Genomic DNA, 15,167 nt, shown 5'->3' on the forward strand with positions numbered 1-15,167 from the left:
CGTGGGTGACTTGGGCTGCCGCTGGGGGCGTGGTGGTGCTGCGGTCGCTGTGAGCTGATGCCGCTGGTGACTCGGGCTGCCGCCGGGGGGCGCCGTGGCGTCGTGGTCGCCGTGGGCTGATGCCGTTCAAGACCAGCCTGCCGTCAGGTGCCGGTGGTGTCTCGGGCGCTGTCGAGTTGATGACGTGAATGACTCGCGGCCGCCGGCGGGCAAGGTCCGCGCACCGAGGCGTCGAACCGATCCGTCGGGACGGCCTCGCGCCGATTCATCCACGACATCAGGTCGCTAGCGAGCGAACAGGGGGCGCCTCGGCCGGCGAGGCGGGCCGGGGCGAGCCGGGCCGGGGCGGGGGGTCAGTGCCCGTCGCCGCCCGCGCTCCTCGCCGCGGCGCGCTGCTCGACCAGGGCGCCGACCCCGTCGAGGATGCGCTCCAGGCCGAAGACGAACTCGTCGTCCGGCCCGGCCGGGGTGTCCAGCACGCCGGCGTCGATCACCGCGGTGAACGCCGGGAAGCGGTCCGGCCCGGCGAGCTTGCGGACCAGCTGGCCGTAGGAGGACATCGCGGCCAGCTCGTCGGGGGCCTTGGCCATGAACGAGGCCTGCACGTCGGCGGAGACGGTGGCGTCGTTGCGGCAGAAACCGCTCAGCAACATGATCACCGACAGCTTTTCGCCCTCGCCCAGCGCGGTGCCGCCCAGGCACTCCAGCCCCCGCTCCAGCCAGATGATCTGGTTGGGGGTGACCGGCGGGCCGAGGGTCGGGATGTGCAGCGCCCAGGTGTGCTTGCGCAGGATCGCGTGCTGCTCCCAGGTCCATCGGGCCAGCCCGGCGCGCCACCCCTCGTCCGGCGAGTCGGGCCCGGACGGCGGCGTCTGGTAGATCGCGTCCATCATCAGCTGGAGCAGCTCGTCCTTGGCCGACAGGTAGCGGTACAGCGACATGGTGGACGCGCCCAGATCCGACGCCACCCGGCTCATCGACACCGCCGACAGGCCCTCCGACGCGGCGATCGCCACCGCCGCGTCGACGATGCGCGGAAGGCTCAACGCGCGCTTGGGACCCTTGTTCGGTCGGTCCCGCAAACCCCAGGCGTCCCCGATGTATCCCGGCAGCCCCGGATCAATGCTTCCGCCCATCGACTCCACTTTCCCTCTGAGACGCCCGGCCGCGGTCATCCGCGCCTCGCCGCTGCCCCTCGCTGCGGTTCAGGGTATGCCGCCGCCCGAACGATGTCTGCACGGGATTGGGAAACCGGACCGTCGGTGCCGTGACAGTAACCGTTCCGTACCGTCCCGTGGTGCCGGCATAGGGGGCGCAGGGCCGACCTTAGGGGGTGCGGAACCTGTCCGGCGTCCCGGCGCGCTGCTTGAATCGACCCGATCGATTTCCCGCCGCCCCCTTGAAGAGAGGCGCCGCAGCGATGACCGAAACAGCCGATGCCGTGACCACCGGTACCGAGCGCCCGGATTTTCCGCTGGACCGGCGCCGGTGCCCGCTCGCCGTTCCGCAGGAATACGAGCGGATGCGCGAGGAGAATCCACTCGCCCCGGTGACCAACCGGATGACCGGAAAGCCCGTCTGGGCACTGACCCGTTACCGGGACGTGCGCCAGGTGCTGGGTGACCCGTCGATGAGTTCGAACGCCCGCAATCCCTCCTATCCGGCGCAGTTCCACGTGCCGGAGGAGATGCTGCCGTACATCGCCTTCCCGTTCCCGGCGATGGATCCCCCGGAGCACACCGTCCGCCGCCGAATGGTGATCCCCGAATTCACCGCCGCGCGGATCACCAAGCTCCGCCCGCGGATGCAGCAGATCGTCGACACGCAGATCGACCAGATGCTCGCCAAGGGCGGCCCGCTGGACCTGATGGCCGAGCTGGCGCTGCCCGTGCCGGCGCTGCTGTTCTGCGAGATGCTCGGCGTCGACCCGGTGCACATCGGCTATTTCCGTCGCTACGCGGAGACCACCACCGGCCGGGACTCCAGTCAGGAGGCGGTGGCCGGCGCGATCGCCGAGATGGACGAGTTCCTCGACGAGCTGATCACCGAGAAGACCAAGAATCCGGGCGACGACCTGCTCAGCAGGATCGCGGCCCGGCTGCCCGACGAGCCCACCCTCGAACACGAGGACCTGGTCGCCATCGCCCGGGTGCTGGTCATCGCCGGCTCCGACACCACCGCCAACGTCGTCTCCCTCGGCACGGTGGTGCTGCTGCAGCACCCGGAGCAGCTCGCCGAGCTCAAGGCGGACCCGTCGCTCTGGCCGGGCGCGGTCGAGGAGCTGCTGCGCTTCCTCAGCATCCTGGACTCGGCGACCGTGCGGGTGGCCACCCAGGACGTGGCGGTCAGCGGCGGCACCATCCGCCAGGGCGAGGGGGTGCTCGCGCTCAACGGCGCGGCGAACTGGGACCCGGAGCGATTTCCGGAACCGGAGAAGTTCGACATCCACCGCAACGCCGAAGGGCACATGGCCTTCAGTTACGGCAACCACATGTGCCCCGGTGCGAACCTGGCCCGGATGCAGCTCGAAACCGTCTTCCGTACGCTCTTCGAGCGCATTCCGGACCTGCGCCTCGCCGCCGACGTCGACAAACTGTCGTACATGTTCGACGCGCACGCCTACGGGTTGCACGAACTGCCCGTCACCTGGTGAGCGACGGGTCGCCGACAATGCGCGTCGAGGTCGACCGGGAAACCTGCGTCGGTTCCGGCAACTGCGTGCACTTCGCACCCACCGTGTTCGATCAGGACGACCGCGACGGACTCGTGGTCGTCCTGGCCGAATCGCCGGAACCGGCGCTGCGCGCGGCGACCCGTACGGCCGCGCTGAACTGTCCGGTCGGTGCCATCTCGGTCGATCGGATGAATTCCGGCAGCCCGCCGGTCCGGCCCGCCCCCTAGGCGCGGTCGGGCCGGCGGAAGCCGTTCAGGGGTTGCCCCGGAATTAGGGGGTCGCCGCTATGGAACCGCACTCCCGCGAGTCGCTTGAATTGTGCCGACTCGATCCAGACGACGGTTCGGAGCCCAAAAAATGATCAAGCTTCCGGAGTCGGACGGCACGCTGACCGTCTACCACCCGACCCAGGCGCCGCGCGTGGTGCAGCCCGCCGACCCCTCGGAGTTCCGGACCCGTTCCGTGCTGGCCACCGCGCACGTGCTGGGTGACCCACTGGCCGACAACGAGCCCTTCGGGCCGCCCGGCGGCGACCCGCCGCCGCAGTCGCTGGACTGGGAGGCGACCCTGGCCTTCCGCCGGCACCTGTGGTCGTACGGCTTCACGCTCTGCGAGGGGATGGACACCGCGCACCGCGGCATGGGGCTGGACTGGCCCCGCGCCGCCGAGCTGATCCGCCGCTGCGGCGCGGAGGCGAAGGCGGTCGGCGGGCGGATGGCCGCCGCCGTCCTCACCGACCAGCTGGAGCCGTTCGCCCCGGTCACCCTGGCCGAGGTCCAGGCGGCCTACGAGGAGCAGCTGGCCGTGGTCGAGGAGGCCGGCGCGCAGCCGGTGATCATGTGCAGCCCGCACCTGAACGTCGCCGTCCGCGGCCCCGAGGACTTCGCCACCGTGTACGGCAACCTGCTGCGCCAGTCGAGCCGGCCGGCCATCGTGCACTGGATCACCTCGGAGTGGGACCCGCGCAACTCGGAGTACTTCGGCTACGAGGAGCCCGACGACGCGTACGACGCGCTGATCGCGATCGTGCGGGACAACCTGGACAAGGTCGACGGCGTCAAGATCGGACCGGCGTCGCTGGCCCGGCAGGTGGAGTGGCGCAAGCGGCTGCCCGAGGGCGTCAAGTTCTACACCAGCGACACCACCGAGTACCCGGAGATGTTCGTCGGCGACGGATTCGGGCACAGCCACCCGCTCACCCCGGTCATCGACGCGGTCGTCCCGATCGCCGCCGAGGCGTTCCGGGCGCTGGACGCCGGCGACGACAGCCGGGCCCGGGGGCTGCTGGAGGAGACGCTGCCGCTCAACCGGCACCTGTTCAGCGGCGAGGGGCGGAGCATCTTCTTCTTCAAGACCGGGGTGGTCTTCCTGGGCTGGCTGGCCGGGCACCACGACCACTTCCGGATGGTCTGGGGCGAGCAGTCGGCCCGCTCCGTGCCGCACCTGGCCGCCGCGTACCGGCTCGCCGACCGCCTCGGCGCGCTGCCCGACCCGGAGCTCGCCGAGCGGCGGATGAAGCTCTTCCTCGCAACCTCGGGGATCGAGCAGTGAGCCGGGCCGTCGTCCTCGGCGGCGGCCTCGCCGGGATGCTCGCCGCCGCGGCGCTGGCCCGCGCCGTGGACGAGGTCGTCGTCGTCGAACGCGACCAGCTCCCCACCGAGCCGCAGCCGCGCCGGGGGCTGCCGCAGGGTCACCACAGCCACATCCTCATGCGCGGCGGCGTCGAGGCCTTCGACCAGCTGCTGCCCGGGGTCACCGACCGGCTCTACGCCGCCGGCGCCAAGCGTCGCGGCCTGCCCTCCGGCGCGCTGGCCCGCGGGCCGGAGGGCTGGATGGAACGGCTCGACACCGACGCGTACCTGCTGCTGTGCAGCCGGGAACTGCTCGACCACGTGGTCCGCGACCAGGTGCTGCGCGAGGCGCGGATCAGCGTCCGGGAGGGCACCCGGGTCACCGGCCTGATCGGCGACGCCGACCGGGTCACCGGCGTGCGGATCGAGCAGGGCGGCGCGGAGGACACCCTCGACGCCGACCTGGTCGTCGACGCCACCGGCCGCGCCACCAGCGCCCCGAAGTGGCTGGTCGACCTGGGCCTGCCCCAGGTCCACGAGGACGTGGTGGACGCGGGCATCGTCTACGTCAGCCGCTGGTTCACCGAGCCGCCCGGCACCCGCGACGACTTCCCCGGGGTCATGATCCAGATGCAGGCGGGCACCGGCCGGCCCGGGCAGGGCGCCGGGCTGCTGCCGATGGAGAACGGCCGCTGGATCCTCAGCCTCTTCGGCAGCCGGGGCGGTGAGCCCCCCACCGACGAAGAGGGCTTCGCGCAGTTCGCCCGGGACCGGCACCACCCGATCATCGCCGACCTGATCGCCCAGGCCCGCCCCGCCGGGCCGATCCGCGCCTACCGGAGCATCCCGGACCAGCGGCGGCGCTTCGAGAAGCTGCCCGTGCCGGAGGGCTTCCTCGTCATCGGCGACGCCGCCCAGGCGCTGAACCCGGTGCACGGCACCGGCATGTCGGTCGCCGCCCAGTGCGCGCTGGCGCTGCGTACCGAGCTGGACGTGCGGGGCCTGCGCCCCGGCTTCGCCCGCAACGTGCAGGCCGCCATCGCGAAGATCAACCAGGGCGCCTGGCAGATCGCCGTCAACACCGACCAGGGGCTGCCGCACGTGCGGGCCAACGTGCCGCTGCGCGGCGGCGCGTTCGCCAACAAGCTGGCAGCCCGGGTGGCCCGGACCGGCTGCGGCAACCGCATGGTCATCAACACCGTGTTCAACGTCGCGTCGCTCTGCGCGCCGATGACCCGGATGATGACGCCCGCCTTCCTCTGGGCGGTGCTGCGCGGCCCCCGGACGCCGGCCCTCACCGCCGAGCAGGCCATCGCGCAGTTCCCCGAGTTCGGCGACCTCGTCAAGGTCGACGCGGCGCCCCGGTCCACGGCCAGCCCGGCCTGACCATGCACGACCCGCAGACGGCTCACCTCGCGATCGGAACAGGCGGTGGTACCCGGTGAACCAGGAGATGCCGTCGCGGGACGGCGAGGTGCTGCCCTGGCTGCTCTCCGCGCGCGGCGCCGACGCGCTGCGCGGGCAGGCGGCCCGGCTGTCGGCGTACCTGGAGGACGCCGCCGACCTGCGGGCGGCGGACGTCGGTCACTCGCTGCTGACCACCCGGGCCCGGCTCGGCCACCGCGCCGTGGTGCTCGGCGCGGACCGCGCCGAGCTGCTGACCGGGGTACGCGCACTGGCCGACGCGGTCGACGCCCCCGGCCTGGTCACCGGCACCGTGCTGCCGGACGCCCGGGCGGTCTTCGTCTTCCCCGGCCAGGGCTCCCAGTGGCCGGGGATGGCCCGGGCACTGCTCGACGAGGCGCCCGCCTTCGCGGCCCGGCTCACCGAGTGCGCCACCGCGCTGGAACCGTACGTCGACTGGCGCCTGCTGGACGTGCTGCGCGACACCGGCTCCCCGCTCTGGGACTCCGTCGACGTGGTGCAGCCGATGCTCTGGGCGGTCATGGTCTCGCTGGCACACCTGTGGCAGGAACACGGGGTACGGCCGGCCGCCGTGGTCGGCCACTCGCAGGGCGAGATCGCCGCCGCCTGCGTCGCCGGCGCGCTCACCCTCGAGGACGGCGCCCGCGTCGTCGCCCTGCGCAGCCGGCTCATCGGCGCCGAACTCGCCGGCCTGGGCGGGATGATGTCCGTGCTGCTGCCCCGCGACGCCGTCGAGGCCCGGCTGCAGCGCTGGGCCGGCCGGCTCCAGCTCGCCGTGGTCAACGGCCCGTCGTCCATGGTGGTCTGCGGCGAGGTCGCCGCCCTCGACGAATGCCACGCCGAGCTGACCGCCGACGGCGTGCAGGTCCGCCGGATCGCCGTCGACTACGCCTCGCACTCGCACTACGTCGAGGGCATCCGGGAGAAGCTGATCGAGGCGCTCGCCCCGATCAGCCCGCGTACCGCTCCGGTGGCCTTCTACTCCACCGTCACCGGGGGGCCGCTGGACACCGCCACGGTGACCGCCGACTACTGGTACCGCAACCTGCGCCAGACCGTCCGCTTCTCCGACGCCGTCCGGGCGCTGCTCGCCGACGGGCACCGCGTCTTCGTCGAGTCCAGCGCCCACCCGGTGCTCACCTCCGCCGTGCAGGACACCGCCGAGGCGGCCGGCGTCAGCGCCGTACCGATCGGGTCGCTGCGCCGCGACGACGGCGGGCTGCGCCGCTTCGCCACCTCGCTCGCCGAGGCGTACGTGCACGGCGCGCCGGTGGACTGGGCCGGCTTCCTCGCCGGGGGCCGCGTCGTCGACCTGCCCACCTACGCGTTCCAGCGCCGCCGCTACTGGAAGAACCCGACCGGGCGGACCACCGGCGCCGGCGAGGGCACCCCGGGCCACCCGCTGCTGACCGGCCTGGTCCGGCCCGCCGACGGCGACGGCCTGCTGCTCACCGGCCGGCTCTCGGTCACCCGGCAACCCTGGCTCGCCGACCACGAGGTGTACGGCCGGCCGGTGCTACCCGGCGCCGCCCTGGTGGAGCTGGCGCTGCACGCCGGCGAGCAGGTCGACCTGCCCGGCGTCGCGGAGCTGACCCTCGGCGCGCCGCTGGTACTGCCCGAGCGGGGCGCCCTCGCGCTCCAGGTGGTCGTCGGCGGCCCCGGCACCGACGGCACGCGGCCGGTCAGCGTCCACTCCCGCCCCGAGGAGTCCGACCAGCCGTGGACCCGGCACGCCGAAGGGCTGCTGGCCCCCGCCGCGCCGGCCCCCGCCGCCGCACCGGCCGACTGGCCGCCGCGCGACGCGACCGCCGTCGACATCCGCGACGGGTACGCCCGCCTGGCCGACCGGGGCTACGGCTACGGCCCGGCGTTCCAGGGCCTGACCGGGCTCTGGCGGCGCGGCGACGACCTCTTCGCCGAGGTGGCGCTGCCCGAGGCGGCCCAGCCCGAGGCGGACCGGTTCGCGGTGCACCCGGCGCTGCTCGACGCCTGCCTGCACGCGGGCGTGATCGAGGAGGCGGGCGGGGACACCCTGCTGCCGTTCGCCTGGACCGACGTCACCCTGCACGCCGTCGGGGCCACCACGCTGCGGGTACGGGTGCGGCGTACCGGGCCGGACCGGGCCACGATCGAGGCGGCCGACCCGGCCGGGGCGCCGGTGATCTCGGTCGGCGCCCTGGTGGCCCGCCCGGTCGCCGCCGAGCAGCTGGCCGCCGCCGCCGGCTCACCGGCCGTGCAGCCGCTGCGTCTGGACCGCCGACCGGTGGACCTGCCGGCGGACGCCGACTCGTTCGACGGCTGGGCGGTGCTCGGCACGGACCCGCCCATCGGCGCACCTGCCAGCTACCCCGACCTGACCGCGCTCCGGGCCGACCTGGACGCCGGTGCCGCCGTACCCGAGGTCGTGCTCTGGGCCGACACCCCGGACGGGGGCGACGTGGTCGACGCCGCCCACGCCGCGGCCCGGCGGGCGCTGCGGGTCGTCCAGGAGTGGCTGACCGACGAGCGGCTGGCCGAAGCGACGCTGGTGGCGCTCCTCCCCGAGGCCGACGACGACCTGCGCGCCGCGCCGGTGCGCGGCGTGCTCCGGGCCGCGGCGGCCGAGCACCCCGGGCGCTTCCTGCTGGTCGGCGCCGACGACGATCCCGCCTCCCTGGCGGCGCTGCCGGCCGTGCTGCGCCTCGGCGAGCCCGAGGTGACGCTGCGGGCCGGCGCGGCCGCCGTACCCCGGCTGGTGCGGGCCCCCGCGGACGGCGGCGCGCCGCCGGCGCTCGCCCCCGACGGCACCGTCCTGGTCACCGGCGGCACCGGCGGCCTCGGCGCCCTGGTCGCCCGCCACCTGGCCGCCGTTCACGGCGTGCGGCACCTGCTGCTGACCAGTCGCCGCGGCCCCGACGCCCCCGGCGTCGACGCGCTGCGCGCCGAGCTGACCGGCCTGGGCGCCCGGGTCACCGTCGCCGCCTGCGACGCCGCCGACCCGGTGGCGCTGCGCGCCCTGCTCGCCGCCGTCCCGGCCGCACACCCGCTGACCGGGGTGGTGCACGCCGCCGGGGTGCTCGACGACGGGCTGGTGCAGTCGCTGACTCCCGAGCGGATGGACGCCGTGCTGGCGCCGAAGGTCGACGCCGCCTGGCACCTGCACGAACTGACCCGCGACGCCGACCTGGCGCTGTTCTGCCTCTTCTCCTCCGCCGCCGGGGTGCTCGCCCCGGCCGGGCAGGCCAACTACGCCGCCGCGAACCTCTTCCTGGACGCGCTCGCCGCACACCGCCGCAGCCGGGGCCTGCCCGCCCACTCGCTGGCCTGGGGGCTCTGGGCCGGCGGCACCGGGATGACCGGGCACCTCGACGAGAGCGCCCTGCGTCGGCTGCGGCAGCAGGGCTTCGACGCCCTCTCCGAGGCCGACGGCCTGGCCCTGCTCGACGCCGCGCTGGCCGGCGACGTCACCGCGCCGGTGCTGCTCCGCCTGGATCCCGCCGGTCTGCGCGCCCAGGCCACCTCGGGTGCGCTGCCCGCCGTGCTGCGCGACCTCGTCCGGGTGCCGCGCCGGCAGGCCCACCGGGGCGCCGGCGCCGCCTCGCTGGCCGACCGGCTGTTGCGGCTGCCCGAGGAGGAACGCCGCCGTACCCTGCTGGACCTGGTCCGCGCCGAGGTCGCCGGGGTGCTCGGCCACGCCACCGGGGACGCGGTGGAGGCCGACCGGGCCCTCAAGGAACTGGGCTTCGACTCGCTCACCGCCGTGGAACTGCGCAACCGGCTCAACGCGGCGACCGGCCTGCGGCTCCCCGCCACCCTGGTCTTCGACCACCCGACCGTCTCGGCGGTCGCCGCCCACCTCGCCGCGACGCTGCTCGGTGCGGCCCAGCCGGCCACCCCGGTCGCGGCGGCCCCGGCGGTCGCCGACGAGCCGATCGCGATCGTCGCGATGGGCTGCCGTTTCCCCGGCGGGGTCGGCTCGCCGGAGCAGCTGTGGCGGCTGGTGGCCGACGGGGTGGACGCCATCTCCGAGTTCCCCACCGATCGGGGCTGGGACACCGACGGGCTGTACCACCCCGAGCCGGGCCTGGCCGGACGCACGTACACCCGGTCGGGCGGGTTCCTGGCCGGCGCGGGGGAGTTCGACGCGGACTTCTTCGGGATCAGCCCGAACGAGGCCGTGGCGATGGACCCGCAGCAGCGGCTGTTGCTGGAGTGCGCCTGGGAGACCCTGGAACGCGCCGGCATCGACCCGGCCACGTTGCGCGGCAGCGACACCGGCGTCTTCGCCGGCCTGATGTACCACGACTACGCCGGCAGCACCGCCACCGGCTCGATCGCCTCCGGCCGGATCGCGTACGCCCTCGGGCTGGAGGGGCCGGCGGTCACCGTGGACACCGCCTGCTCGTCGTCGCTGGTGGCGCTGCACTGGGCGGTCCGCGCGCTGCGCGCCGGCGAGTGCTCGCTGGCCCTCGCGGGTGGCGCGACCGTGATGGCCACCCCGGAGGTCATCCTGGAGTTCTCCCGGCAGCGCGGCCTCTCCCCGGACGGCCGGTGCCGCTCCTTCGGCGCGGGAGCCGACGGCACCGGCTTCTCCGAGGGCGTCGGCCTGCTGCTGGTCGAGCGCCTCTCCGACGCCCGCCGCCACGGTCACCCCGTTCTGGCGGTGGTGCGCGGCTCGGCGGTCAATCAGGACGGCGCGTCGAACGGGCTCACCGCCCCGAACGGTCCGTCGCAGCAGCGGGTCATCCGCGCCGCCCTGGCCTCGGCGGGGGTGGCGGCGTCCGAGGTGGACGTGGTGGAAGCACACGGCACGGGCACCACGCTCGGTGATCCGATCGAGGCGCAGGCGCTGCTGGCCACGTACGGTCAGGAGCGGCCGGTAGAGCGTCCGCTCTGGTTGGGGTCGATCAAGTCGAACCTGGGGCACACCCAGGCCGCCGCCGGGGTCGCCGGCGTGATCAAGATGGTCCTGGCGATGCGGCACGGGGTGCTGCCCCGCACGCTGCACGCCGAGGAGTCCTCGCCGCAGGTGGACTGGTCCGCCGGGGCGGTGGAACTGCTGACCGAGGCGCGCGAGTGGCCGGTCGACCGCCGCCCCCGCCGGGCCGGGGTGTCGTCGTTCGGCATCAGCGGCACCAACGCCCACGTCATCATCGAGCAGGCCCCGGACAACGCGCCGACCGACGCCTCCGGCCCCGGGATGACCGGTGCGCTGCCCTGGCTGGTGTCGGCGAGGTCGGTACCGGCCCTGCGAGCCCTCGCCGGTCGGCTGGCGGATCTCGCCGGGCCGATGGACCGGGCGGAGGCGGCCGCGGCGGCCCGCACCCTGGCCACCGGCCGGGCGCTGCACCTCCACCGGGCGGTGGTGCTCGGCGCGGAACCGGCGGAACTCTCCGCCGGCCTCGCCGCCCTGGCGACCGGCGACACCGCGCCGAACGCGGTGACCGGCACGGCCCGGGGCGGCCGGCTGGCGGTGCTCTTCACCGGTCAGGGCGCGCAGCGCCTCGGTATGGCCCGTTCGTTGCACGGGGTGTTCCCGGTGTTCGCGTCGGCTTTCGATGCGGTGGTGTCGGAGCTGGATGTGCATCTGGATCGGCCGTTGCGGGAGGTGGTGTGGGGTGATGACGAGGAGCTGATTCGGCTCACGGGGTATGCGCAGGCGGGGTTGTTCGCGGTCGAGGTGGCGTTGTTCCGCCTTGTGGTGTCGTGGGGTGTGCGGCCGGATTTCGTGGCGGGGCATTCCATTGGTGAGCTGGCTGCCGCTCATGTGGCGGGGGTGTTGTCGCTGTCGGATGCGGCTCGTCTGGTGGCGGCTCGTGGGCGGTTGATGCAGGCGTTGCCGGCTGGTGGGGCGATGGTCGCGGTGCAGGCGTCGGAAGACGAGGTGCGGGCTGTCCTGGCGGGTCCGGAGGCCTCTGTCGGGTCCTACCAATCTGATGACGTAGATGATTCAGCCTCCAACGGCAACGGCAACGGCAACGGCAACGGCAACGGCAACGGCACCGAATCGGCCGTGGGCAACGGCACCGGCACCGGCTCGGCCGTGGACGGTGGCGGTATGCCCGGCAGCAACGGCGTGGTCGCGCTCATCGGCACCGGCTCGGCAGTGGACGGCGGCGACGGCATGCCCGGGGGCACCAGCGCGGCCAGCGGCACCGGCGTCGGCGCGTCCGCCGGCGGTGGCCGTGGCACGGTCGCATCCCACGACACGGGCATCCCGGCGACAGGTGCCGGCGTGGACATCGCCGCCGTCAACGGCCCCCGATCCGTGGTCATCTCCGGCCCGGAAGCCGCCGTGCTCGCGGTCGCGGACCACTTCACGAACCAGGGGCGGAAGACGACCCGGCTGCGGGTGAGCCACGCGTTCCACAGCAGCCTGATGGACCCGATGCTCGACGACTTCCGCGCCGTCGCGGCCAGCCTGACCTACGCCGAGCCGCGCCTTCCGATCGTGTCGAACCTGACCGGCGCCCTCGCCACGACCGAGCTGACCGACCCCGACTACTGGGTGCGGCACGTCCGCGACGCCGTCCGCTTCGCCGACGGCATCACCGCCCTGCACCAGGCAGGCGCGACCACGTTCTTCGAACTCGGCCCCGACGCCGCGCTCACCCCCATGATCGAGGGCATCCTCACCGACGACGTCACTGTCGTGCCCAGCCTGCGACGCGGGCACGACGAACACCGTCAGGCACTCACCGCGCTGGCGAGGCTGCACGTCACCGGCAGCACCGTCGACTGGACCGCACTGCTCCCGCAGACCGGCCGCACCGTCGACCTGCCGACCTACCCCTTCCAGCGGCAGCGGTACTGGCTCGCCGCCCCGTCCGCCGCCGACCTCTCCGGATTCGGGCAGGTCGCCACCGGCCACCCGCTGCTCGGCGCGAAGGTGACCGTCCCCGACGACGACCTGCTGGTCCTCACCGGCAGGATCTCCGTACCCGGTCAGCCGTGGCTGGCCGACCACGACCTGCACGGCCGGGTCGTCTTTCCCGGCACCGGCCTGCTCGACCTGGCCCTGCACGCCGGGCAGCAGGTCGGCTGCGACCGGCTGGTCGAGCTGACCGCCGAGACGCCACTGGTGCTCACCGACGAGGCGGTCACCGTACGCGTGGTGGTCGGGTCCCCCGACGACCAGGGCGCGCGGCCGGTCGGCGTGCACACCCGCGGACCGGACGACGACCTGCCGTGGACCCGGCACGCCACCGGCGTGCTCGCCCCCGGCGGACCTGCCCCCGTCCCGCCGCCGTCCGCCTGGCCGCCCCCGGGCGCGGTCCGCGCCGCCGTCGAGGACGTCCAGCGCGGCCTGCTGCGCCACGGCTACGGGTACGGCCCGACCTTCCAGGGCCTGCGGGCGGTGTGGCGGCGCGGCACCGAGATCTTCGCCGAGGTGACGCTCCCCGAGGGGGCCACCGCCGACGGCCACGAGACGCATCCCGCCCTGCTCGACGCGGCCCTGCACCCGCACCGCCTCGACGACCCCGCCGGACCCGTCCAGCCGTCGGTCTGGCGGGACGTCGTCCGCCACGCCACCGCCCCGGCCACGCTGCGGGTCCACCTCGTGCCGGTCGGCGGCGGCGTCACCCTCACCGCCACCGACGCCGACGGCCGGCCGGTGCTCACCGTCGGGCACCTGGAGAGCCGGCTGGTCGGCGCCGACGAACTGGCCGCCGTCAGCGGCGCCGGCGACGAGAGCCTGCTCCGCCTCGACTGGGTGCCCGCGCCCGAGGCCACCCCCGACGCCGCGCCGGTGACCTGGGCCGTGCTCGGCGAGGACCGGTTCGGCACGGCCCCCGGCGCGCCGGCCTACCCCGACCTGGCCGCGCTGCTCGCCGCCGTGGACGCCGGGGCGCCCGAACCGGCGTACGTGCTGCACGCCCCGGCCACCCCCGCCGGCCCGGGGCCCGAGGCGGTCCACGCCCTGCTCACCGGGCTGCTCGGCACGGTCCGGGACTGGCTCGCCCAGACCCGGCTGCCCAGGACCCGGCTGGTGCTGCTCACCCAGGGCGCGGTCGGGGCCGGGGAACTCCCCGCCGACCCGGTGCTCGCGCCCGTCTGGGGACTGGTCCGCTCCGCGCAGTCCGAGCAGCCCGGCCGGTTCGTGCTGGTGGACACCGACGGCAGCGGACCCTCCAGCGTGGCCCTGCCGGCGCTGCTGGCGTACGGCGAACCGGAGCTGGCCGTCCGCGACGGCCGCGCGCTGCTGCCCCGGCTGACCCGGGCCCTCGCCGGAGCCGGCGCGCCGCCGCGCTGGGACACCGACGGCAGCGTGCTGGTCACCGGCGGGACCGCCGGACCCGGCGCGGCGATCGCCCGGCACCTGGTCGCGGAGCACCGGGTCGACCACCTGCTGTTCGCCGTCGACCCGGCCGAGGAGGCGGACAAGGACCTCCTCGCCGAGCTGGCCGACCTCGGCGCCGACGTGACGGTCGTCGCGTGCGACCTCACCGATCGGTACGCGGTGGCCGCGCTGCTCGACTCGATCCCCGAGCGGCATCCGCTCACCGCCGTGGTGCACGCCCCCGCCGTACGCGAGGAGAGCCTGCTCGCCGCCACCGCGCCGGAGGCGTTCGCCGCCGCCCTGCGCGCCGCCGTCGACCCGGCCTGGCACCTGCACGAGCTGACCGCCGACCGGCCCCTCGCGGCGTTCGTGCTGGTCTCCTCGGCAGCCGGACTGATGTTCGGCGCCGGCCGGCCGGCCACCGCGGCGGCGGCCACCTACCTCGACGCGCTCGCCACTTACCGGGCCGCCCGCGAGCTGCCCGCCACCGCCCTCGCCTTCGGCGCGTGGGCGGCCGGCCCGCCCTGGCTGGACCGGATGGGCCTGCACCCGCTCGGCGTCGCCGAGGGGCTGGCCCTGGTCGACCGGGCGCTCGGGCAGGCCACCCCCGCCCTGGTCCCGGTACGCCTCGACGTCGCCGCGCTGCGCGCCACCGCCGACGCGCTGCCCGCGCTGCTGCGCCAGGTGGTCCGGGTACCGGCCCGCCGCGCCGCGCCGACCGGCCCCGACCTCGCGCAACGCCTCGCCGGGCTCCCCGACGACCAGCGGGACCGGTTCCTGCTGGAGCTGGTACGGAGCCACGTCGCCGCCGTCCTCGGCCACCCCGACTGGCGCTCCGTCGAGCCGGACCGGGCCTTCCAGGACCTCGGCTTCGACTCGCTGGCCGCCGTCGAGCTGCGCCGGACGCTCAGTGAGGCGTGCGGCCGGTGGCTCTCGCCGACGCTGGTCTTCGACTACCCGACCTCGCGGGAACTCGCCGCCCACCTCGACGCGGAGCTGGGCGCGCGCGACACCGGCGAGGCCGACCCGGTGCTGAGCGAACTGGACCGGCTCGCGGCGGTGCTCGCCGGCCCCACCGACGGCGACCCGGCCCGGGTCACCGCCCGGCTGGAGGCGGTGCTGCGCGAGTGGCGGACCCGGCACGACCCGGCCGGGCCGCCCGGCACGGACGACGACCTGGCCACGGCGACCGACGACGAACTGTTCGCGGTGCTGGACAACCTGGGGATGGGCTGAG

Annotated in this window: 5 protein-coding genes and 1 pseudogene; 5 read left to right on the forward strand and 1 reads right to left on the reverse strand. The window is 74.9% G+C overall.

Annotation, left to right across the window (positions count from 1 at the left end):
• Window positions 1-353 precede the first annotated feature (353 nt).
• Entirely contained in the window at window positions 354-1,136 is a 783-nt protein-coding gene (locus ACSNN7_RS00535) for a TetR/AcrR family transcriptional regulator (RefSeq protein ID WP_436678485.1), read from the reverse strand.
• 305 nt (window positions 1,137-1,441) lie between these two features.
• On the opposite strand from ACSNN7_RS00535, the gene ACSNN7_RS00540 reads away from it, so the two are divergent.
• The 5 genes and pseudogenes from ACSNN7_RS00540 to ACSNN7_RS00560 all read left to right on the forward strand — a co-directional run.
• Window positions 1,442-2,653, forward strand: coding sequence for a cytochrome P450 (locus tag ACSNN7_RS00540; RefSeq protein WP_436678486.1), 1,212 nt, complete (start codon window positions 1,442-1,444; stop codon window positions 2,651-2,653).
• 17 nt (window positions 2,654-2,670) lie between these two features.
• On the forward strand, window positions 2,671-2,901 hold the full coding sequence (locus tag ACSNN7_RS00545) for a ferredoxin (RefSeq protein WP_436678487.1): 231 nt from the start codon (window positions 2,671-2,673) through the stop codon (window positions 2,899-2,901).
• 130 nt (window positions 2,902-3,031) lie between these two features.
• Window positions 3,032-4,225: a DUF993 family protein gene (locus tag ACSNN7_RS00550; protein WP_436678488.1), complete on the forward strand. Its 1,194-nt coding sequence runs from the start codon at window positions 3,032-3,034 to the stop codon at window positions 4,223-4,225.
• Entirely contained in the window at window positions 4,222-5,631 is a 1,410-nt protein-coding gene (locus ACSNN7_RS00555; RefSeq protein ID WP_436678489.1) for an NAD(P)/FAD-dependent oxidoreductase, read from the forward strand. Before ACSNN7_RS00550 ends, ACSNN7_RS00555 begins: the two co-directional genes overlap by 4 nt.
• An 88-nt stretch (window positions 5,632-5,719) precedes the next feature.
• Window positions 5,720-15,166, forward strand: a pseudogene (locus tag ACSNN7_RS00560) (SDR family NAD(P)-dependent oxidoreductase); the annotation flags it as partial.
• Window position 15,167: the final 1 nt, after the last annotated feature.

Source organism: Micromonospora sp. URMC 105, from assembly GCF_051386295.1.
GTDB lineage: Bacteria > Actinomycetota > Actinomycetes > Mycobacteriales > Micromonosporaceae > Micromonospora.

Bases quoted from the DNA above. Each gene is read 5' to 3' on its own strand.
- ACSNN7_RS00535 (WP_436678485.1), bottom strand. From the start codon at position 1,136: ATGGGCGGAAGCATTGATCCGGGGCTGCCGGGATACATCGGGGACGCC.
- ACSNN7_RS00550 (WP_436678488.1), top strand. From the start codon at position 3,032: ATGATCAAGCTTCCGGAGTCGGACGGCACGCTGACCGTCTACCACCCG.
- ACSNN7_RS00545 (WP_436678487.1), top strand. From the start codon at position 2,671: ATGCGCGTCGAGGTCGACCGGGAAACCTGCGTCGGTTCCGGCAACTGC.